Annotated in this window: 12 protein-coding genes, 1 tRNA gene and 1 pseudogene; all 14 read right to left on the bottom strand. The window is 35.3% G+C overall.

Features of this window, described 5'->3' with window-relative positions:
* Positions 1-12: 12 nt before the first annotated feature.
* The gene (locus BUA76_RS19440; RefSeq protein ID WP_262484264.1) at positions 13-144 is read right to left on the bottom strand and encodes a hypothetical protein; all 132 of its coding nucleotides are present in this window, start codon (positions 142-144) and stop codon (positions 13-15) included.
* Positions 145-233: 89 nt separating this feature from the next.
* Entirely contained in the window at positions 234-677 is a 444-nt protein-coding gene (locus BUA76_RS03555) for a hypothetical protein (RefSeq protein WP_072883465.1), read from the bottom strand.
* A 2-nt stretch (positions 678-679) separates the two neighbouring features.
* On the bottom strand, positions 680-11,065 hold the full coding sequence (locus BUA76_RS03550; protein ID WP_072883464.1) for a SpvB/TcaC N-terminal domain-containing protein: 10,386 nt from the start codon (positions 11,063-11,065) through the stop codon (positions 680-682).
* Between the two features lie 113 nt (positions 11,066-11,178).
* On the bottom strand, positions 11,179-13,146 hold the full coding sequence (locus BUA76_RS03545; protein ID WP_083573148.1) for a DUF8202 domain-containing protein: 1,968 nt from the start codon (positions 13,144-13,146) through the stop codon (positions 11,179-11,181).
* A gap of 80 nt (positions 13,147-13,226) precedes the next feature.
* Complete coding sequence (locus tag BUA76_RS03540; RefSeq protein WP_072883462.1) at positions 13,227-15,464, bottom strand: S8 family serine peptidase; 2,238 nt, start codon at positions 15,462-15,464, stop codon at positions 13,227-13,229.
* Positions 15,465-15,480: 16 nt separating this feature from the next.
* Positions 15,481-15,840 (bottom strand): annotated as a pseudogene (locus BUA76_RS19485) (hypothetical protein); the annotation flags it as partial.
* Between the two features lie 2,001 nt (positions 15,841-17,841).
* Positions 17,842-17,917: transfer RNA gene (locus tag BUA76_RS03530), tRNA-His, on the bottom strand.
* 35 nt (positions 17,918-17,952) lie between these two features.
* Positions 17,953-18,672 carry a bacillithiol biosynthesis deacetylase BshB1 gene (gene bshB1 / locus BUA76_RS03525; RefSeq protein ID WP_072883461.1) on the bottom strand — a complete coding sequence of 240 codons (720 nt, stop codon included), beginning with the start codon at positions 18,670-18,672 and terminating at the stop codon, positions 17,953-17,955.
* 76 nt (positions 18,673-18,748) lie between these two features.
* On the bottom strand, positions 18,749-20,398 hold the full coding sequence (locus BUA76_RS03520) for a tetratricopeptide repeat protein (protein ID WP_072883460.1): 1,650 nt from the start codon (positions 20,396-20,398) through the stop codon (positions 18,749-18,751).
* A 93-nt stretch (positions 20,399-20,491) separates the two neighbouring features.
* Positions 20,492-21,364, bottom strand: a complete 873-nt coding sequence (locus BUA76_RS03515; RefSeq protein WP_072883459.1) for a PstS family phosphate ABC transporter substrate-binding protein — start codon at positions 21,362-21,364, stop codon at positions 20,492-20,494.
* A complete protein-coding gene (locus BUA76_RS03510; protein WP_394332938.1) occupies positions 21,354-21,551 on the bottom strand; it encodes a DUF308 domain-containing protein in 198 nt (65 codons plus the stop codon). The genes BUA76_RS03515 and BUA76_RS03510 overlap by 11 nt, the downstream gene beginning before the upstream one ends.
* A gap of 72 nt (positions 21,552-21,623) precedes the next feature.
* Complete coding sequence (locus BUA76_RS03505) at positions 21,624-22,463, bottom strand: energy transducer TonB (RefSeq protein WP_072883457.1); 840 nt, start codon at positions 22,461-22,463, stop codon at positions 21,624-21,626.
* Positions 22,464-22,487: 24 nt separating this feature from the next.
* A complete protein-coding gene (locus BUA76_RS03500) occupies positions 22,488-23,060 on the bottom strand; it encodes an ExbD/TolR family protein (protein ID WP_072883456.1) in 573 nt (190 codons plus the stop codon).
* Positions 23,061-23,072: 12 nt separating this feature from the next.
* The gene (locus tag BUA76_RS03495; protein ID WP_072883455.1) at positions 23,073-23,681 is read right to left on the bottom strand and encodes an ExbD/TolR family protein; all 609 of its coding nucleotides are present in this window, start codon (positions 23,679-23,681) and stop codon (positions 23,073-23,075) included.
* Positions 23,682-23,716 lie beyond the last annotated feature (35 nt).

Here is a 23,716-nt window from a genome sequence, read left to right as displayed (position 1 = left end):
CGAACCACTTCGTTAGGTTTCTACAAAGATTTCTCCACTCGGGAAATACTCCATATTCTGGGTTACTTCACCATCTAATCCGGTAATAAAAGAACTGCTGCCCAGATGATCCGGATGGAACCAATAGATTTCCTCTTCCTTCACATTACTTGTATACGCAAGATATATAATTACTACTTTCCAACAACAAAACTTTGCAGATTGCAAAGTTTTGTTGTTGTTACAGGCACGGATTATAAACCTGCGCTATCTGATGTATTATTTGTATAAAAATTATTGAAAAGAGCTATTTGATTTTTAAGTTCCTTCTCCAATTTTTGATCATTTTTTATGAAATCGAATAAATGCATATAAATATATATATCTTTTATTTCACGTTCCCATATATTAGGATAATTTGACCATCCATCTAAAGGAAAAATATCTGCTACAAAATCTGATAAAAAATTAATAAAATTTGATTTATGTATTTCATTATAATATTTATCATTATAAATATTATATTGTTCATCAATCTTATGAATCATTAATTCTTGTATATCGGGAATATCTTTATTATTTAAAATTAAATTAATCCCTACTATCATATTAGGAAAGTATCTGAAGTTCTGTTTTTTAGAATTTTCAAATACAAATTCAAAATACAAGTCAATTTTTTGCAATATTATATTCTTCATAATTATTTGACATCTTGATATTTTTGCCAATAAAGTGCTGTTTTATGTATATTTTCTCTGAAAGTTCCAAGAGACATAGGTGAAGAAGGGATTACTATTCCATGAGTCGGAGTATCTTGAAAAAATGACAAATTAAAAAATGGTAAAACAAGAATATTAAGTCTCCATAGCGGTTTCCCCTGTTTAGCACCATAATTCCCAGTAGGCGCAAACCACGGCGTAACGGACATACCTTTTAAATAGCCTGGCTGTATCCATTTGTTAAAATAACCAGGAACAGCATTATCTACATTTTTACCTAGTATATCCGAATTTCTAACACCAAGTTGCGCTAAACCTATATCTCCAATTTCTGGCATCCCATTAACTTCTCTCATTGCTCTATAAATATAGAAAGAATTAGTTTTCTCATCTGGTACAGGATCATATTTTGGGTTTGGAACTTCATCAATTGGATTGGGTCCTGAAACAGTATTTTCCCAAACAAAACTTATAATTGCTGCTAGTCCAACCGTTTGACGTCCACTTAGCCCCTTTAGATTACTATTAGGCGAAGTAGAAGTTGTAGTATTTATAGTCCTCATAGGTTTAATATTCCCCAAAGGATTTCTTCCTGTAAAATTCAATGTTGTTGCGCCTGAACCAAACCCTATATTTATTCCAAAACCAAATTGTGATCCTTTAGTCTGTTTTCCGTTAGGATCAACAAGATCAACAGGTTTTTGATAACAATAAATATATGGATTATTATTTCCAGAATTATACACTCCACCATTATGCTCACCATCAATATAATGCTCACTATTATAGAAAGGATTATAGTCAGCCAACGGATCAACATTCAGCCAAAGAGAAACTCTAGGATTGTAATATCTCGCCCCGTAGTAATAATACCCTGTTTCGGCATCCTGCTCTTTGCCATTAAACTTATATTGGCTGTTTAAGCCGTCCTTGTGGTGGTTTTCTACAAAGATTTCTCCACTTGGGAAATACTCCATATTCTGGGTTACTTCGCCATCTAATCCGGTAATAAAAGAACTGCTGCCCAGATGATCCGGATGAAACCAATAGATTTCCTCTTCCTTCACATTACTTGCATACGAAGATACACAATTTCCGGTATAGCCTCCATTCTGCCCGTAATTGACCGGAGGAGTAAGGTTATTGGTCTGCATAATTACCAGATTGCTCTGGGTAGCCGTCTGCAGGATCTGGTTAGAGACATTCACAGGATTAATCGGCGGTATTGTTCCTCCAAAAGGGATAATGAGCCAGGCACAATCAAATGCCCCTATACTTCCGCTGTTTCCGATCTTAGACTGTATTCTCTGGCTTCCCGCATAATAATGCTTGGTATAGCGCGGCTCCTGCAGCATCCCACTCTGAAGATCGTAGGTAAGATTAAGCGTAATCAGTCCGCTTGGATAGATCGATGCTTCATGAATGGTTTCGCCGCTTACTTCTATATAATCACTATCATATTTTCCTATTTTTCCTTTAAACAGAACGTCCTTAATAATACGTTCTCCTCCTGCATCATAGGTATAAATGGCTGCCCCATCTGCTTCCGGTGTTGTAGGGTTGGTATCTACAAATCGTAACCGGTTTTCTTCATCCCACAGATACACCGCTTTTTCCTCCTCGTTGGTACACGTCTGCTGAAAAATGTGGGTAGGATTTCCTTTAGGATCATATTTATAGTGCTGGAACTTCACTCCCGGATCGTCCGGATTACAGCATGTAGCATTCGGCACAAGATTCGGTTCATCTATGATTCTGGATGGTGCATGCGGATGCGAAGGGTCCTCATATTTATAATTGAGTCGGTAAGAAGTTGGCTCAAGAGCAGTCCAGTTATTGGAAGCAGATCCCGTTACCCACTCATGCTTCTGGGTTTTGCTCATGATATTATGCATATTATCATACGTCATTCCTACCGTGAAGCGATGTCTTTCTTCTTGTCCTGCGCTGTTTATTCCTCTCCAGCTTCCTGATGAAGAAGTAAGGCGGTAGAGGTCATCATATCCGTAAGCATAGTTGGTTCCTCCTCCCAATAATCCCTGTACCACAGGCGCATTGTTGTGTACCTGCATGATATTTGATACCACATCATACTGGTAAGTATTCTGCATAAAGTATCTGTTGCTGTTTTTAGCATACATTTTAAGCAGTCTTCTGCGGTTGGTTTCGTATTCATAAGTTGTTTCCGTACCATTGCCATACTGAAGATAAACTCTCTGCTCAAATTTATCATAGCCCAGATTCTTTATAATGTCTTTACTGAAGCCATCTTTTACAGAGTTCATCTTGAAAAGATTACCCGCCTTATTATAGGTATATTTCACTTCTTCTCCATCCGGATACGTGATTTTTTTCACGCGGTTCCATGTGTCATATTCCCATGAAGTTCCAAACCAATACACTCCGGCATCCGGAACGGCAACAGAACGGCGTTGATAGGTAAGCTCGCCCAGTCTTCCGTATTTGAGATATTGCGTTCCTGTAGCATCTGTCTGGTACCAAAGTCTTCCCACCGCATTATTATCCATTGCAGATGCATCCATTGCAGCTCCATAATAATATTTTACATTATTTTCAGGATAAACAGGGTAGTTTACTTCTTTCAGTCTGGTATAATCATATTTGTAATTAACAATTTCATTGGCAGCATTGGTTTTTGAATTCATATTTCCTGCCGGATCATACTTATAAGTCGTGATACCGCTATCAGGATGCTTGTATGAAATTCTTCTTCCTAAATCGTCATATTGTGATGTTGTGATGTTTCCTGCCACATCTTCCACCTGAAGGATCTGCCCGATCGCATCATGGGTGAATTTTGTTTTAATATCTCCGGTGTTCGAAACTTCCCAGACAGAAGTTGTTCTTCCTTTAATATCCGTATAAGATTTTTTGATGCTTCCCAATTCATCTTTAAAAGTGGTGGCAAACATTGGTCTTCCCTGTACGTCATTAGCAAAGCCATATTCTATGGTTGAAAATAAGTTTTCTCCCGGAAGCTTTGTATATACTACCCTATCTAATACATCATATTGATTAATGGTAGGTTCAATAGTATCTACAGAAGCATTGTATAAGGTATTTCCTGTTCCTACATTTTCTGTTGTAGGGTAATATGTTTTCAAAGCTCTTCCGAAAGCATCCGTTTCTACTTTTCCGGCAACAATATATTTAACCCCGTCATTATGGATATCACCTGTTTTCTTAACCTGAATGGCTTCCCCAAAACCGTCCGCAATGGTAATGGTATTGATGGTACTGTCGGTATATTCCGGATCATAATGCTTTGTTATTGCGTAAGATTGCGCATTGGTAGCATTAAGCGGCGCATCCGTAACAGGATTGTATTCAAACTTTATTGTCCATGGTATATTGTTGAACATTTCATACGGTCCTGTAATTTCAGTAGTTCTCGCCTTTGCATCATAAACAAACTTCATTGGCTGCAAATTCATATCTACTGTAAGCACTGGTAATCCGAAACGGAAATCATACTGAGTTTTGCTGGTGTATCCGAATGCATCCTGAACTTTTACAGGATAGGTCTTCACATTATCGTCATACGTATACTGATGGAAAAACCTTTGGTTTGCACTGTTTGCAGGACCTGTAGATTTCGTAATATTTCCATATACATCATATTCAAAATCATACACTGAATAATCTACACCCTGATTTTTGATCACAATTTTCGTAAGATCTCCTGTTGAAGGATTATATTCAGCTCTCTTTTCTCTGACAATACCAGTTGCTGTATTTTTTACTGTTTTAGGAGCAATAACGTATCTACCAGGGGCTACTTCTTCATAAGTTACTTCAGAAGATACTATTTCTGTACTTCCAATCTGCGTATCACCAAAGTCTGTTACTTTAACGGCATTTCCCCATTCATCATATTCTGTAATACTGCTTGAGGTAGATTTAGCAGCTGTTGCTAATCCTTCATAAAACTTAGAAACTGTATTTTTAAGTGCAATAAAGCAGGCATAATCCTGATGATTTTTTTCTGATTCTTTTTCCTGGTTTAAGAGTGTATTTAATGTATTTGGACTATGAATTTTCCTCAGTTCGTACGTATTACTTTTTTCAGTCCAGATTTTTCCGGAAGCGTCCAGTAATTTTTCATTAAGCAATGCTCCTTTTAGGTAATAGTTTTTATTATTAAACGTCTGCTCTGTTTTTCTGTATATTACATTTGAGAAAACACCTCCCTGTTTTGTATCAATCTGATTAACCGTAACTTTTTCAAAACCATAGAATATACGTTCCCTTCTGCTGTGATAAGGGTTTTCGTATTTAACTGTAATTTTTGATACATCTGGGCTGAATGTGCTATCCCCGGTAAATCCATCATTGGTAATCACCGTTTTTAGTACATATTTGCTCTGTGGCATATCGTATGTATTCCCCACTCTCTCATATTCTACTTCCCAGCTTCCTCCGGATGGAGTGGTTACTTTACGTAGGAGATTGGTAGTGCCAATTTGATTAAGCCTTACCGTAATTGAATTGGTATCATCGGAAGTTATGTAATCCAGATAACCATCTCCATTCATATCTTTAAATGTAGATTTGGTTTTTGATACACTATTGCCTGAATTGATATTAATTCCCGGAACAATTTTTATCCCCGCCAAAACATTTGTTGAGTAATCAACAATAATTGGAATTGATATCGGTATTGACAATCCAAAGTTAGCTCCTAAACTTCCGGTTGTACTTCTTGCTTTTCCAACAGAAAGATTTTGGTAATCCTCAAATTTATTCCCTAAATTCAGGAAATATTTTGATGCTTTCAGATTAATATAATCCTGAAGTCCGTCCCCATTCAGGTCAAACATTTCTTCTTCTATATCGTTGGTACTCCCGCTAAGGCTTGTTCCTCCCTGAACAGATCCATTGAAGAGCGATACTCCTAAACCTGCTCCCCAGTTTTCATTCCGGGAATAGCTGGTATTAAAACTTAATGATGAATTGGCAGGATAAAAACCATAGCCTAATCCTAATTCAACATTTCCATTTTCGATTCTATCGGGAATACCATCACCATTAATATCGAAATAGGTCTTTTTGATCTTTTCCTTTTCAAATCCAAAGTTTCCATTTAAAGATGCAGAAAAATCATTTTTTTGACTTAATGCAAATGAGGTTGGAAAATTCGAATTTCTAGACAAAGTAAATGCAGCGGTACCATGAGTAAACGAGGTTCCCGCACCAGCTCCAATTGCTTCTTCGGTTCTGCTTATAGAATAACTTCCAATATTTGAGTTTTTAGAAGATAAAAATCCATTAGCGTTCGTATACTGAAGATTTGAATCTACAATATGATCCGGAAAACCGTCGGCATTCATGTCTGCCATTGCGGTAACCGATTTATTTTCGGCAAATATTGTACTCGAAAAATTACCATCTCCACCTACTCCTGCCGAGCTGCTATATGATATTCCCGCTTTACCACTTACACTATATAATTTACTTTTCTGAATAAGTGAAGGCAGCTGATATGAGTTAAAACTAAAAACAGGAGACTGGTTAGAAAATGTCTCGTCTATATTATCATCTCCTAATCTGGAAGTACTTACGGTTTGTTTTGTGATGTAGTTATTTTCATCTAACCCCATCCAGTATTTTACTCCTTGTTTATTAATTATTGGAGTTGTCATCACAAAATACTGATTGCTCATTGCCGAGCTATTGGGATTATAAGGCGTTGGCAATCCTGTTGCAGGGTCTATGGTTGGATTTAAAGGAGCATTATTTGACGGATTTGTGGATGATTGAGGAATGAATAATTTTGTTTCATCAATTTTCATCTCTGTAACAGATCCGTTATTGGCAAAATCTGAATTGATATTAGACAGATGATTTTGTACAATAGTACTATTTGACGGGTTGTTTCCATTTATTATAAAACTTCCCCAACCACGGTATAATTGTCCGAAACGAGTATCATAATCTTCCGCAGAAAGGATCTGGGTAATATTGCGAGCAGTTAAAGGACTGTATACAAATGTTTTATTTTTAGCTTTAGAAACCGATACATAAGAATTACTTCCATAATAAGATGCCTGTCCATTAAAGTTAATGCTTGCTTCGTATTCATAAATACCCGGACTCAGGTTCAGAGTCTGAGATAGCATATTTTGAGATGCGGAAGATTGTAAAACCACAGGTCCCGTCCAAACAGGGTTTCCTACGACTCTATACCTAAAACTTCCTGAAGGATACCCTGAAGATGATGGAGGTCCGCTTTTAATGAAGTTTAATATCATTGCCTGACCTGAAGTTAAAGTAACCGTACCTCCAACTATTGAATTGGTCTGGCCACTTGCTGCTACTTCATTAACTATTAACTCTAAATTTATATTTTTCAAATAATCCAGAAAAGCCTGATTGATCGTCCTGTTTTGCTGAGTAGTAATTTCTATGTAAAGATTTTCATTAATATCCTGTGAAGTAAACTTATTCAGAGCAAATCCATAAGAACTTCCGTTGGCAGATAAAACTCCATTATTTAGGGTATAAGAAAATTTACCTACAGCTCTGTTTTTTATTTTTGCGCTGACCGTAAAGCTTCCATTCAATGAATTAATACTATTTACGGGCTTTATCGTAAATGTTTTTCCTGCATCATTTGGTGAAACAAGATACGTGAAAGCATTATTTACAGCAGATTCCTGATAATTAAACATTCCGTACTCTGTAAACAGATAATTAATCTTTCCTGAAACTGTAGTGAAAACCGGATTGATCTCTACGTCAGGCCAGTGTATATTTGTATTACTTAACAGTTTTACAATAATATCATCATTAGCAGCAAAAGATATAGGAACAGAAACATTTGAAGCCACATTATCTGTAGGTGCATATGTCGTACTCCAAACTTCAGTATTATTTTTTAAAACCGAAATTTTAACATAGTCAGATGTACCGGGCTTATTCACTGATAAATTAAGAGTTCCTGCTTCCGGAGCTGAAAAGTTCGCACTTCCGGAAACAATAAAATCATCACTAAAATTGTACGTATTCAGATCTCTGTTGTTCCCATCAATAGCAGGAGATGTATTGGACGTATATTGTATAACAGGATTCCAATTGACTTGATCATAACGTCCATCATATTTAGAGCTGACCCTGAAATAAATTTTATCCCCTTTGTTGATATTATTGTAAGACAGTACTGTATTTTTAACTGAAGTATCATCTTTGGGAATACTTAATGTATAATCAGGTGGATTATTTCCCTTCTGTATTGAAATTGCAACTCCATCCACAGAAGTATTATCTTCATTAGGATCATAAGATGCCGGAAGCAAATTACAATTACTAGTAACTGTAATATTCCCGCTTTTAGGCGCAACCCAAACTTTTATCATATCATGTAAAGGGTTTTGCTCAAACATCATTTTCTTTTCATTATTATTGAATGAAGGAGTTGCAGTAGAAATACTTGAAGACAAAACTTGTATCGGAGCCGGAGAAGGCTGGCTGGAATAATCAAATTTGGGAATAAAAGTATTGGAGTTGGTAAGATTGGCATTTGGATTATAACCAAATTTTACTTTTCCATTATCCGAGACATCTACTAAGCCGTCTGCATTAAAATCTTCAAAGTAAACTTTATTATCTGTAGTAGAATTAGAATAATCAAATCCTACACCTGTACTTAAATCTGTATCTACAGCATAATTTCCATCAATTCCGGTATTCCAGTTTTTGGACTTTGTATGCCCAAGTCCAGGAATATTTATTTTATTAACAGTATCTAAGTCGAAAGAACCATTTTTATTTTTTGCATAATAGTAATCTCCCCCTATTTTATAAGTAATATCAGGAAGATTATCTCCGTCCATATCCAATAGATTTACCTGAGTACGGCTGTTACTATTACCAAAACCTCCCTGAGCACCAATACTATACCTGCCGGTTTCCGTAATTACTAATGGTATAAATAAGGCTAATGGAGATGGTAATTGAATTAATGTTGTACCTTGAGTATAAGTCCAAAAACCTAATCTGAATCCCAAATTTTTACTATCCGAGATATTACTATTAATTGCATTATATTTACCTCCGAAAGTTTCGCCGGCAGCAGCCGGAGAAAATGAATCAGTAAAGTATCCACTTTCTACTCCATTTACATTATTTACATTCCATATTTGCGGAGCACCAAATAATTCGCCAGGAGCTGACTGGTACTCCACTCTATTAGTGTAAAAAATCTGATCATTTGCGTCTTTCTCAGTAATTGTTTCTAATAAAGATTTCTTAAAAGCTCCTTCCTTATAACCAAACTCATAACTTCTTACTTTATCAGTACCATAAAGAATTGCAATACTTTTCAGTTTTTTAGAAGTAACCTGCACAAAACCTAAACGGGCATCAACCTGTACATCAGGTCTTTGATCATAATAATCAAAATTTACAGTATAAGTTTTTAATGCATTTGGAACATTATATTTTGTGTACTCAATTTTTCCTATATACATTTCCTGACCTCCTTTCCCCATCACATTATCAGAAGAATTATAATTGGGTGGTCTGTTATACGTATACTCTACAAAATTTCCATTGGTATCAATGGTTTTATATAAAGCCCAATGCCCTATATTATTAGTTCCAGGCTGTCTTAATACAGCATTTTCAAGAACATTTCCATTTTCATCTCCTCCGAAGCAAGAACGTGTACCGTCTTTAGACGTAACAATCCATACATAATTATTGGGATTATTTCCCTTTCTTATAATTTTACTATATCCTCCTTCTGTCCTTGGATAAAATTGGCGATCTGTTTCTCTTCCTTTTTCAAAACCTTCAGCTCTGTTTGGCAGTACATAACTATCTCCAACTTTAAAAGTTAATTGCTCCCCTCCTAAAGTGTAGATTTCGGATTCCCTATTTTGATCATAAGTAGGAACTCCCAATCTTGTATCAATGGAAATTGATGGAATAGAAAGGTCCCAGCCTAATCCTAACCAGCCATTACCGCCTTCGCTGCTGTAGTTTACAGAAAGTGAAGGCTGCATTCCACCTCTTCCTGCCGGTAATTTAATGGGAAAACCTGTATTTACTGTTCCCATATTGTTTGCGGACGGCGGTGCAATAGAAACTATTCCTTCTGTAGGATCTGCGGCTTTAATGTCTTTTATGGAATTAGGAGCATAGCTTCCTGTTTCCGGAGATTCGGGAACTTTGATGATCCCGTTTACCATATCCGTAAAATGGGTTGTTTTAGATACAATAATATTGCTTCCTTTTTGCAGGGAATCTTTTTCAGCTTTCTCTAAAGCAATCCATTTTTTCTGAGTAAGATCAAAATAAAAGGTTTTGATATCCTGTTCGGTATATCCTGCCGGTATTTTAGATTTATCATAACCCAGAGACACTTTGGCAGGTGCCGAAAAATTCTCTCCGTGAGGTAAGAATCTATATCCGAAATGATCTGCTGTTACGTTTACCATTTCCTGAGTAAGAGCAGGCATATCAATATCTCTAAGCGCAGTAATAGAATAAACTGCAGTATTTTTTACAGAATTTCCTTCTATTTTTAAGGTTGCTGAATGTAAACTTAATTCTTCTGCCTGATTTTGAGAATTTATATATTTATAATTGGTTTGACCAACATATGAATTTGCAAATTCTGCAGGAGCACTCTTTTTATCCGAAGTAACTATATGAAGATTTCTGATTTTGTAGCTGTAATCTGAAGAATTAGGAATTGTAAAAATGATAATATTCTTGCCTTCCTTAACAGCAGTTGCTTTTACAGGCTCTGTTTGGTGGATCCAAACTGTTGTTTTTTCTACATTTTGTCCTCCTACAGCCAGTTCATCATTGATAACTTTGCTTACCTGCTTATAATCTTTTAATCCATAAAGATCATATTCCAAGCTATATTGTTTATCAGGTCTGATTTTTTCATTAACCGTAATATTAAATATGTTATCGTATATCTGGTCTATAGGATGTTCGGAGTCTTTACCTATGATTCCTTCTTTTATATCAGAAAGATAAAATCCTGATATAGACTTATCAACAATATTTTTTTGATCATCGACCAATGCTTCATGTCCGTATATTGATTGGCCGGAAATATTTTCAGAATCAATATTTTTCTCATTTGGATACGAAATATTATTCCGTAAAGCATTATCGATTGCCAAAGATTTCTCATCATTTTTCAGGAAGCTGTTATCATTTCGAATAACAGATGAATAATGAAAATCTGCACCCGGTAAAGTTTCTTTAGGCTTATTTAAATACGCCGTATTTGCGTAAGCATGAAGCTGTGTCCATGAAGTGAGAAAAACCAGAACTTTAACAATTTTAGGATTTTCTCTTAATCTACTTAATATCGAATTTCTCATTTGTGTATATGCTTTTCTACAACAAAATGATTACCTGCAAACTATTTGAAAGAATTTCAGGCAATTAGTTTTTGTTTAATTCCTTTTATCTATAATAGATGTTAATTTGGCGGCTAGTTGGTGACGATGAGTTTAAACACTTTTAATTCAGAAGTCGTTTTTACAACAATTACATAAGCCCCTTCTACTAAAAGTGAATCTTGAATCTCATAATAATCTTTTCCTTTATCCTGAATAGTCTTTACTAGTCTTCCTGATGCATCATATATCTTGATATCTACATTTTCTTTTATATCCGATATAATTCTTATGGTAAATAGCTGGCCTTTAGGTACCGGATTAGGATATAAGACAATTCCGTTTTCTCTTTTGCGGGTTACTTTTACTGTATCTTTTTTCGTACAGCCATCCGGTGTGTTAACTGTTACTGTATAAGTTCCCGGTTCATAAACGGTAATATTAGCCGATGAGCTGCTGAATCCATTATCCGAAGTCCATTGATAGGTAGCATTCGGATCTGAAATCTGTGTCCCTGCATCAAAATGAGCAGATCCTCCGGAATTTATTACCACATCAGGTCCCAAATCCAGATTTATAGAGTTAAAATCATTAACTGTAAAATTCTGGTCTATTATGTTTCCGTCTGCATCGGTTATGATAAGATGATAGGTTCCGATTTCCAAATCCGGAAAAGATAACTGTGCTGTAGAAACATTCAGGTTTTGATTAACCCCATTACCTGTTAACTGAATGTGATAAGGAGCTTTACCCCCTTTAACATTTATATTTAAAGTCCCTTTTTTCTGTGTACAGGTAGGTTGCTGAAGTTCATTGATAGATAATATCTTATTGCCTAAAGCAAAAGTAAAAACATCTGTTCCTGATAAATCCTGATCGAAAATAATATTGTTAAAATGAACATTTTGATCTGCATCTACATAATCCATAGGAAATACCTCTACGTTTGAGGAATTGAAATTTCCTTGCCCTGTTTTATCAATAAACAACCATACTTTTTTATCCGCAGGTATAGTAAGTATATTTTTAACGGAAAAAACAACTTCAGTAGGTATCGTCTGTGAAGTCTCTGTTGAAAATCTTGCTTTCCATTTTCTTTTAAATAGCTGATATCCGAAAGTAGGAGTATCTAATAATAACTGCTCTTTATTGTCCCCCCATACAAGAAAACTCTGATCAGGAAAATCTGCATCATTACTATTATTATCTATAGCTAATTTCTTTGCCGCAATAATTAACCTCTTATTTTCTGAAGAACTTGTAGCTTGTTTCTGGTATAAGTTTGAGTATTTGTCTCTGGCAATTCCCGCAATGTTTGCAGGATAATCAGTAAAATCATCCTGCTTCCATATTTTTTTACTTTTAGAGTTATAATATTCTGTAAACGGCATTGTAACTGCATATTTTACAGCCAGATAGGAATTCACCCGGTTTCTTTCATTCTGAGTAAGAATTTTACGGTATATGAAAAATTCGGGAAGTTTTCCTTTAAAATTTTGCCAGGCTGTATTTCTTATATCTTTTCCCACATACATAGAAGATACTCCTGTCCTTCCTATAACTGAATTGATCTTTTCTGATGGAACTCCGAATCTCGTATACATACTGAAAGAAGGAAGATCATCTATCGTATTGATATTGATGTAATTAAGCTGCTCATTATTATATCTGAAAATATTTTTTGTGCCGAAATACATTTCCTTTTCGTACGACTTTTCTGAAGTAAACATAGCCGTTTCCGTAGACGTATTCTGATTTTGATATGCCGTAAAAAAGGTAGTTTTATCCATCGTTTCCATCAGATAGGGGAATTTCAGATAATCATCTACCCCGTCAAAATCCAGACTTTCATTATAATTAAATAATGTATAATTAGGTTGATTCTGCGTAGATATCGCTTTAATTTCATGTTGATTGCCACTATAATCCTGATAGCTTAAAGCAGGAGTTTGAGCAGAATTAGCTTTAAACCAAACACTCACTCCCGAAACACCACCGGGAGACTGGGCAAAACACATATCCAATAAAAGGATATGAAAAAAGAAAAATATTTTTTTCGTCATAAGTGTTTATTTTGGAATCGATGAGAATCTTCTGGATATTTTTTTTGCACACATTAGCGGCACATTTGATTCTCAGAGATTTATTTTTTAATCAGTTTTTTAGTTTCTTTAAAGTCATTACACTCTAAGCTAACCAGATAAATTCCGGAAGCATACTGGCTCACATCAATTGTTTTTAAATATTCACCTTTTGGAAAGGCTTCATTACTCTGATTCACGAAAATAATTTTCCCGGAAGCATCATATACTGAAATTTTTACAGCTGATGCATTTTCTAATCTGAACTTGATATGCGCCTCTTGCTTTGAAGGATTCGGAAAAATTGTAAAATTGCTTCCGGTTTTTATTGCTTCCGGAAGTATACCCTCATCTGAAACTCGTTTTTGTGCAATATATCTAAATGCTGAAATGATATCAAAACACGGAGTAATAATTGCATGAAAACCTGAAGAATTTTCTGCTTGAAAGCCTGGTTTTAATATGATATCTTTTGAAGCAATGTATTCTACATTTTGTACAGGAGCAATAATTTTATTACTTGCTACAATTTGTTTTGCCCAAATAGTTTGCGGAGTACTGATGTCATCAACCGGACTGGTTAATATTTTAAGATCTTCTTTATAACAGAAATCTACATTAGAAACTACAATAGAAAAGTTCTGAACACCACTTGGAAGTAGTGGAGTTGTACTTGTTTTAGGAGATATAATAATTTTGTAAGTATCTTTTGTAGGATTTTTAATATCTACCCTTTCAATAGTATCTACATTATTAGGGGAGTTTTTTGTTGCAGCAGCCGTGAGATTATTCATTCCTCCTAATTTCCACGGATAATAAACAGTTTCGGTACCGTTCGAATTGACTTTAACAATTTTCAGGTCAAGATCATTAACTAAATTAGGAGTAGAAAGATCTACGGTATTATTTACAAGATTTCCCTGAGGATCGGTCCAGGATATAGTGGCTGAAAGAGGTTGTGTAATATCTAAAGGAACCACATATAATGTGTATTTATTTCCCTGATTAAGCGAAATTTCCTTTATTAATGTGGATTTCTTATAGTCACCAATAATTCCTTCTATATTGTCGTGTATGGCTGCAACAGCTCTTTTCGAGTCTGCCATTCCCCATCCGTAAATATAATCCGGCCCCTCCGTTCCTTTATCGTTTGCGGTATGAGCCAGCAAAGCCCGAACTGTGGAAGATTGCATATAGCTTTGAGAAGGACTTACAGATTTATAATATTGTTGTAATAAAGTAATAATTCCCGAAACAACTGCTGTAGCAGATGAGGTTCCTTTATAGGTCCCATACGCTGAATCATATGTCTCAATGGATGAATATATCGTTTCTCCAGGTGCACATAAATCTGGCTTTATCCTGCCGTCGTCAGTTGGACCATAACTGCTGAATGAAGAAATATCAAAATCTTCGTCAGAGTTCATATTAAGGTTCTTTTTTGCCGAAGCAACAACAAGCACATTCTTTGCAATCCCGGCACCTTCAAGTAAATCATATCCACCTTTCGCAGTTACCTGAGGAACAATATTGGGATCTATTTCACGAGAATTACCAGCAGCTTTAACAATCTGTAGGTAGGGACGTAGATACATAAGATTATCCCAAGACTGTGCAGTCGCATTATATTTACCAAACTGATAAGTCTGAAGGTATAATGGATCTAAACCGTAGCTGTTGTTAGCAACCAAAATACCAGCGGTGTTATTAGGAGTATAGGCTTCATTAAGCATTTCCGATACATCATTTACCCAATCATATGCGTGAAGTGTAGCATTAAAAGCAATTCCTTTTGCTTCAGCTTCTCCATTATTTCCAACCATTGTTCCGGCAATATTTGTACTATGCCTTGTTATAGTCTGGTTTTGTGAAGAATTATAGGTAATTTTACCGGACAGCAGCTCATGAGTAGTTCTTGGTTTCGAATAATCCCATTGTCCTATGACCATATTTTGTCCTGAAATATTTAACCCCGCACTTCCTCCGGCATACAATATATTGGCTTTTGTCATCTGTGCCGCCCCTGCATTTAATGTAGTATAATACATTGGTTTTCCATTTTCATCGGAGCCGATTAATTGTTTATCATTTCCATCTTTACTTATAAATTCAGGAAAGCCTAATGATTTTAACCGTTCTACATCTTGCCTTTGGTTACTTTCTCTTTTTGCTATTTCTGATTGAAATTTTTTCTGATCCTCTATTAATCTATTATTAATATCATTATTATCTTGAGAAAAAACAGATATGAAAAACAATACGGAAACTCCAAAAACTGATTTTTGGTAAATTCTATGCATCGGAAATATTTTAGGGTTACTTTTGTTTTACTTTTTCTATTTTCTCTAATCTTTCGTGTAAAGATTTAAGAATATCTGCCTGACTTTTAATTAAGACTTCTTGCTCTTTATTTTTTTTGTTAAGATCAATAGAATATAATGTAAGTTCTTCAATTTTTTGAAGCAACTTAATTTGAAATTCTCCGATATTTACCCCTTCTTTCTCCATTTCTTTTGCAGAAGCGATTTCTGGTAAATGTTTGTTTTCTTTTATAAATTTCTCAACTTCTTCAAGTTTTGGCAAACCATAATCCTTTTCAAAAACAAAATCTGCTGTAGGAGTAAGAGTAACTTTTATTTCTTTTGCTTCTAATTTATTAGTAATGGCAACATTACCTGTATTTTCATTAGATGTAATGCTTTTACTAAAAGAAGGTAATGTACTACAAACGATCCACCATTGAGTACCTGTAGATTTATATAAATCAAAATCACTTTGGCTTGTGACAAATGAGCTATAAATACTAAAATCACTACCATCAAAAGGCTGATTAAAATAATTTCCTTTAATAACAACCTGAGGATGCCATGAAGGATCAATTTGGTTATTAGCATTATATTCCAACGTATTCACACCATCCCATGGGATTACGAAAACAGGAAAATTAATTCCTGGGTTTTTAGCTGCTATAATAGCATAACCTGTAGCTCTTGCATTAACTATTTGCTTTTCAGAAAGAGGCATATTTCCATTAGCTGCTGAACCTTTCTTCACAAATCCCTGCGCATCAATCACTAATGGCTGGTCTGTAGAAGATGTGGAAGCAGGAATATTTGCTATTCTGACGTCTCCATTTACATCCAATTTAGCTACTGGCGATGTATTATTTATCCCTACATTACCTGTATCTGCCAAGAAAAATGGAACATCACAAATCCCTGTTCCACAAGGACTAACCGCATCATAGCGCATAAATCCTAATCCTTTGGCCCAAGTATTTCCTTTCCAAATGGACCATCTTGCAACTTGGCCTGCCTGATTGTATGATGTATCTGTAAATGTTATCCCTGATGGAATATACCCACCATTACCCGATATTCTGAGATTAGAACCATTAACACTTTCATCATAAATATCCAGCCCATGAAGAATTCTTGCTTCTCCATTTACATCCAATTTAGCTTGTGGATTTGTTGTTCCTATTCCTACGTTGCCATTAGATGTAATCCTCATTCTTTCTGTATTAGCCGTACCAAATGAAATAGGATTATCCACAAACGTTTTCATTTTCAAGATTCCGAGACCGTCTCTTGCGTAGGACATTTCAAAAATATCATTACCTAATTCATTTATGCGAAATCCAACTTTATTTGTTGGGGTTACAGCAACATTGGAATTTTTTGCAGTAACAAATCCATCATTTATTTCCAATTTTTCTTGGGGATTTGTCGTTCCTATTCCTACGTTGCCATTAGATGTAATCCTCATTCTTTCTGTATTAGTCGTACCAAATGAAATAGGATTATCCACAAACGTTTTCATTTTCAAGATTCCGAGACCGTCTCTTGCGTAGGACATTTCAAAAATATCATTACCTAATTCATTTATGCGAAATCCAACTTTATTTGTTGGGGTTACAGCAACATTGGAATTTTTCGCAGTAACAAATCCATCATTTATTTCCAATTTTTCTTGGGGATTTGTCGTTCCTATTCCTACGTTGCCATTAAGGGTAATTCTTGCCTTTTCAGAATTATTTGTTTTAAATATTAAAGGTTGAGCATCTATAGTCCCTAAGAAATTAGTAGACGGATTTGTTCCGTTGTTTCCTGATATATTCCATGCTTGTGCTGATGAGAATGTAACAACAAGAGAACTTATCGTAAATAATATTTTTTTCACTAAATGTATTTTTTTTGCAAATATATTTTTTTTAATGGTAAAAAAAAATAATATCTTGAATTACAACATATTACAGTTAAGCTAAACAAACTCTTATATTTAGTTATGTTTAAAAATAATTAAAGTATAAAATAATTTTACGGTCATATTAATATTTATAAATACTTATAATTTTACAATAATTAATTTATATTTTTTGATTTACTTTTCCTAACAATAGAAGAAGAAAGAATTTTAATTGTACCTAAAGAGAAAATATTAATCAACCAGATAATTCAGAAGTAGTTTTAATTTCATTAAAGATTTGAAAACTAGTTTGAAGATTCTATTTTCCAAGTTTGCAAGTCGCATTCTTTATCTATTATAAATGCTGAAGAGCCTGTTATTAGGTACTTAGATAGAAGATATAAAAAATTAAGAAAAATATGGAAAAATAACTCTATAAAAGAATCATAAAAAAATATCCTGCTTACTATAAGCAGGATACTGTGTTTTGGGTGAATGATGGGTCTCGAACCCACGACCTTCGGAACCACAATCCGACGCTCTAACCAACTGAGCTACAATCACCGTTTTGTGAGTGCAAATATAGGAAAGATTTTTTAATTACCAAACAATTCCGTCAAAATTTTTCATCGCAATCAGCTTCTCAGACGTAAATCCCTCAGCATAAGTCACTCCCGAAAGTCTTCCCAAATCCTGAGCGCGGTACGTTAAGCTCTCATAAAAATCTTTTGAGGTGATTGGTGTTTCCGGTTCTTTAGAAGTGGGATCATAAAACTGGGTTTTAAAGGCCATACACGCTTCGATCTTTTTATCCAGATGTTCAGAAATATCAATCACAAATTCAGGCTCAATATTTTTCCATTGTATATAGTGGAATATATGTTTCGGTCTCCAGGCTTCCTGATTTTCACCTTCAAGAACCGTCTCTATCTTTCTCAACCCTGCTAAAAAGCATGCATCCGATACTAATTTCGCTCCTTTTGCATGATCCGGGTGCCTGTCATCAATTGCATTGGCTAAAACGATTTCCGGCCTGTATTTACGAATCATTTTTACGATTCTCATCTGGTATTCTTCAGAATTTTCCAGAAAACCGTCTTTCATACCCAGATTTTCTCTTGCAACAACACCTAGTATTTTTGCAGCATGGTGTGCTTCCGCTTTTCTTGTCTCTTCAGTTCCTCTTGTACCAAGTTCTCCTCTGGTAAGATCAACAATAGCACATATCTTACCTTCAGAAACCATTTTAACGATTGTTCCGCCGCACCCTAATTCTACATCGTCCGGATGCGCACCAAAAGCTAATATATCTATTTTCATACACTCAAAGATATGATTTAAATAAAAACTTCCCAAACATTACGATTGGGAAGTCTTATAATTATTTAAGAATAAATTATTTATTAATTTCTGCATTCAGTTTAACAGCGTCCTGATACGTAGGATCTAACTGAACGGATTTTGCAACATAATCTTTAGCTTTTGCAAGATCAGAATCTTTACTCATATATGCGACAGCAAAATATGCGTAAGAAAGTGTCTGCTTATTAGCTTCCTGATCTGCCGGTTTTACTGTACTAATGAATTTTTCATAAGCAATTTTTGCCGCATCATTGTTACCAGCCTGCTGATAAGAATACCCTAAGCTGTAATAACCGGGTGCCCAGTCAGGAAGAAGCGCAGTCATTTTCTGCCACGTTTGGATAGCTCCATTCCAGTTTTTTGCATCTTGGTAAGCAGTTGCTAACTTAAACAAAGAATCCGAATCCTGAGCATTAGCAGCAACTTTTTGTTTTAGTCCTTCAATAACAGGATTTGTTGGTCCTGCATCAATATCAGACTGGGAAGCTCCTCCACCCGCGATTTTGGCAAGCTCCATATCCCATTTCATTGTTTCGTCCTTTGCGGCTTTTGCGATCGCAATTTTTTGCTGTGCTTCTGTTGTTAATGCTGTTTTTTTAGCAGCATCCGTTTCAGTTTTAGCCAATCCGGCAGCAATTAATCCCATCAATCCCTGATCTGCAGGCTGTACTCTTGATTTATCAGCCTGAGAAACGAAATTATCAATATTTTGCTTTGCTTCATTATATTTCCCATCTGCATACAATTGATAAGCTCTTAACTTAAACTTAATTGGATCATTAATTTTATCGAAAATCTTATCTAAAACCTGCTTAGAATTTGCATAATCTTCATTTGTAAAATAAAGTTTTGCAATTTCCAGCTGTGTATATGGATCTTCATCCGCATATTTAGTATAATTGATAAGATCCTGTGTTGCTTTCGCATTTTGCTGATATCTGATATCATATGCTGCTAGAGCTTTATAAGCCGGAGCATAGGTAGGATCTGTTGCAATAGCTTTATCAATGCTTGTTTTAGCTTGCTGCCATTGTTGTGCAGCCATCCATAATGTCCCCATTCTCGTATAAACGGAAGCTTTATTTTTAGCTAAAGGAAGCGCCTTGTCATAGGCTGTCATCGCATCACCCGGCATTCTTTTTAATCTGTAGGCATCACCTAAAGTATAATAATAATGTGCAGGAACTTCTTTTTTAGACGCTCTTTCAATTGCTTTATTTAGATACTGAATTGCTAAATCAGGAGAATTGTTCTTTTCAAATAAAGTTAGTGCTTCTGCAGCTCTGAATAATACTTCTGCATCTTTTTCTCTAGAGTCAGAAACAATACTCTGAATTTCTGCAATTGCATTTTTATCTCCTTTTCCGAGTTTAACGGCTGCTAAACCGATTCTGTTTAAATAACTTTTTTTATCAGCTGCAAGACCTTTATTGAAATTGTCTGTAGCTGCCGCAAAGTCTGGCTCTCCCTGCTTTAGATATGTATTTCCAAGGTAAAAATAGTTTTCGGCAGTAGGTGCCGATGTAATCATGTTGGTGAAATTGGCTTTTGCCTGAGCATATTTATCACTATCCATACTATTGATACCATCCTGTACGGTTTGCGCGAAAGCAAAATTGGTGAAAAATACCACTGCCGCTCCAAAAGCAATCTTCTTTACATTCATATTCATTATATCTCTCATTTTATATTTCTAATCTAATTCAATTTATATTGTACACAATTTCCAGACCAAAATAAGGATTTATTTTGGGGTAAGAAGTTAATTTAATATATTTTAACGCATCTGTACTTCCCTTCTATACAGATTGTAAGGCTGCAAACCTTCCTTCTGAACAATCATCTGGCCAAGCTGCGTACAGGAATACCTTATAAAACCATTTGCAATATTAAAATTACCTTCATTTGTTAAAAAATACAAAATTCTGGTGAAAGGATAATTCATTTTACGAAGATTTTCAAAGTCTGTGCTGTATTGTTTTCCTTTATATTCTACAGGAAGTATTTTGACCATGTCTCTCAGCTGCTCTGATTCTTTATCATAAGGTCGGCTAAAAGTATTGAGACCGATAACACCGATTTTATCAGGATATTTATTGAGTTCTTCAATAATATTCTTATTACCGGGGATAACAGAGAATTTTAAATTCTTAGGCTCTTTTTTGATCTTTTGGGCAACAAAATTTAAATTACTGGAATTTGTTCCGTCGAAAATAAACTTTTTATCATCTGATTGCATTCCCTGCTCAATTTCTTCCATAGAAATGCTTTCTTTAGGAGAATCTTTAGGAACAACAAAAACAACGGCGTCTGCTGCAAATCTTGAAGGTAAAAATTTAAGCTCAACCTGTTCTTCGTAGGTTTTAATTTCTTCGGGTGACAAATCTCTTGACATAACCACAATTCTTGCTTTATCATGTAAGAGATCAAGGAAACCAAGATCTTCCTTTTTGGTGACAACCTTTATTTTTGTTTCAGGATAATTAATCATATATCCTTCTGCCAAAGCTTCCGTAACACTTTTAAACGATTCATCGGTAAGAATCGTCATTTCCCCTTTATTATAAGATGGGGAACTTTCTTCTTTTTTACAACCTATTGCTATTATGCTAATGAAAAGCAGCATTATAAGTTTAATACTATTCTTCATTTCCTGAACTTTTAATTTTTGTAATCGCTCTGTAAATTCTGAAAATACCGTACAGGATAAGCAATATTCCTAATGCATATGCCACACCGGGGTCCAGAACGGTGAAAAAGAATTTGTAAAGAATAACTACAATTCCCAAAACGATATAAAACAATCCCGTAATGAGGGATAACCAATTGAACATCATATAACAAAAATACCAAAAAAAATAAAAAGAGAAGCATATGCTTCTCTTTTTAATTATTATTTAAAGATAGAATTATTCAAAATTCATCTTAACAGGGAATCTGAAACGAGAACGAACCGGCTGTCCGTTAACTTTACCTGGATTCCACTTGATTTTTATACTTTTAACCGTTCTTTCAGCTTCTCTGTTGAAATCTGAATTAGGTCCCGTTGCCTTAATCTGGCTTAATGAACCGTCTCTCTCAACAACGAAAGTAATTTCCGTACTTAAAGTACCTTCACCTTCTAATGAAGAACTGTCAAAATTATTCGTGAATTTAGATCTAAAACCATTAAGTCCCCCTCCACTAAAGTCTGCCGGTTGATCAACGGATTCATAAACGTCATTAGATACCTGAGGTTTAACCTCAGCTGTTGAAGCTTTTGTACCTGTTGATGGCGGTGGTGGCGGTGGAGTATAAGCCGGAGCCTTTACCCCTTCCTGATTTACCAGACCAGTTGTTGTTTCTAACTGTTTAGAAATTGGAGGCGGTGGAGTTTCAATTTTCGGAGCTTTTACAGGCTCCGGAACCACGTTCTGAATAATTTCAATTTTTTCCTCCTCTTTTGGTGGTGGAGGTGGTGGAGGTGGTTCTTCTTCTTTTGGCTGCTCAATAATTTTATCTTCCTGAAGGATTTCCACTAAATCCGCCTTTACTTCTTGTTTAGGCGGTTCAGTTAATCTTTTAATGGTAAGATAAATAAAAGGAGACAATGCCGCAACAAGGAATATTGCTGTTCCAACGATAAAAGATTTTGTCAGCAGCCTAGGATACTGATGTCTTAGATCGTATGCACCATATTCTTTGTTTCTATTTTCAAATACAATCTCATCTAAAGTAAGATTTGGATCGTACACATTTTCATTTGCCATAGATTTACAATTTTATGGTTTAAGTTACTTAGTAGCCGGTGCTGCAGCAGCACCAGAATTCCCAACTTTTCTATCATAAATAGCTTTTTCCCAAGGCTTAAGATCGGTAACCCCGTACTGTTCACTTTTGGTAATTGCCATTTCGTCAAGAATATCTACAAAGTTTTTATATACAGCATCGTCAGTAGGCTTGATAATCACGGTAAATTTGGATTTATCAGCTGCATTTGCTTTTGCCTGCTCAATAACTTTTCTGATTCCCTCTCTATCAAAAGTCGTTTCATTAAGATTCTGATCTGTTAAGGATGTATTATCCTGTTGATGCCAAAAGATCTTATTGTCTTTACCTAATAATAAAGAAATAGAATTAGAAAGTTTAATTTCTGTTGGAGGTGGTTTTTTGTCTTTTTCTTTCGGTTTTGCCGGAAGACCCAAATCCATTACATTCGGTTTAGAGAATGTGGTTGTGAACATAAAGAAGGTAATCAATAGAAAACCCAAGTCCACCATCGGAGTCATATCGACTCTGGTACTCTGTTTCTTGGAACGTACCTTGCCGCCTTTGGCGCCTTTTTCCTGTACTTGTACTTCTGCCATTTCTAATCGATATTATTCGTTAGGTTTACCTTCTTGTGATGTAATCAACCAAAATTTAAGAAAATCAATATCTCTTAAACCCTCAAATAAGCTTTTAACTTTAGGATATTCTGTAGTAACGTCTCCTTTAATCGCCAATTTATAATCAGGATTAACGGCAAGACTTTCTTTTACCCAGTCTACCAATTGCTTATTTGTACTATCCATAGGAATCCCTGTAGGACTCTTGAAATTTTTCTGCGCGTCATCTGGCAAATCAAGATAGCTTTTCAGCTGGTTCATAGGAACCCCGATAGCCTGTACTTTCTGGAATGCAGCTTTTTCTTTATTGTCAAAAGTAACTCCGTACTTTTTACCCATATTGTCTAAAAGCTGTAATCTCTCTGTTGCATTTTCTACTGGCTGGAAATAGAATTTCCCGTCCGGTGTAGCGTTGATGGTCATCAAACTTGCATCAGGAAGTAACTTCTCTGATATTGAAGATGGCGGTTTAATCTGCTCCACATCAGGTTTTTTAAACTGAGTGGTCAAGATAAAGAATGTAAGCAGTAGGAATGCAACGTCACACATTGCCGTCATATCCGTAACTACCCCATGTCTTTTTGGTTTGACTCTCGCCATTATTATTAATAATTTTTAATTAGACTTCTTTTTAC

This window comes from Chryseobacterium takakiae (genome assembly GCF_900129385.1).
Lineage (GTDB): Bacteria > Bacteroidota > Bacteroidia > Flavobacteriales > Weeksellaceae > Chryseobacterium > Chryseobacterium takakiae.
This window is presented reverse-complemented; position numbering and strand designations above follow the sequence as displayed.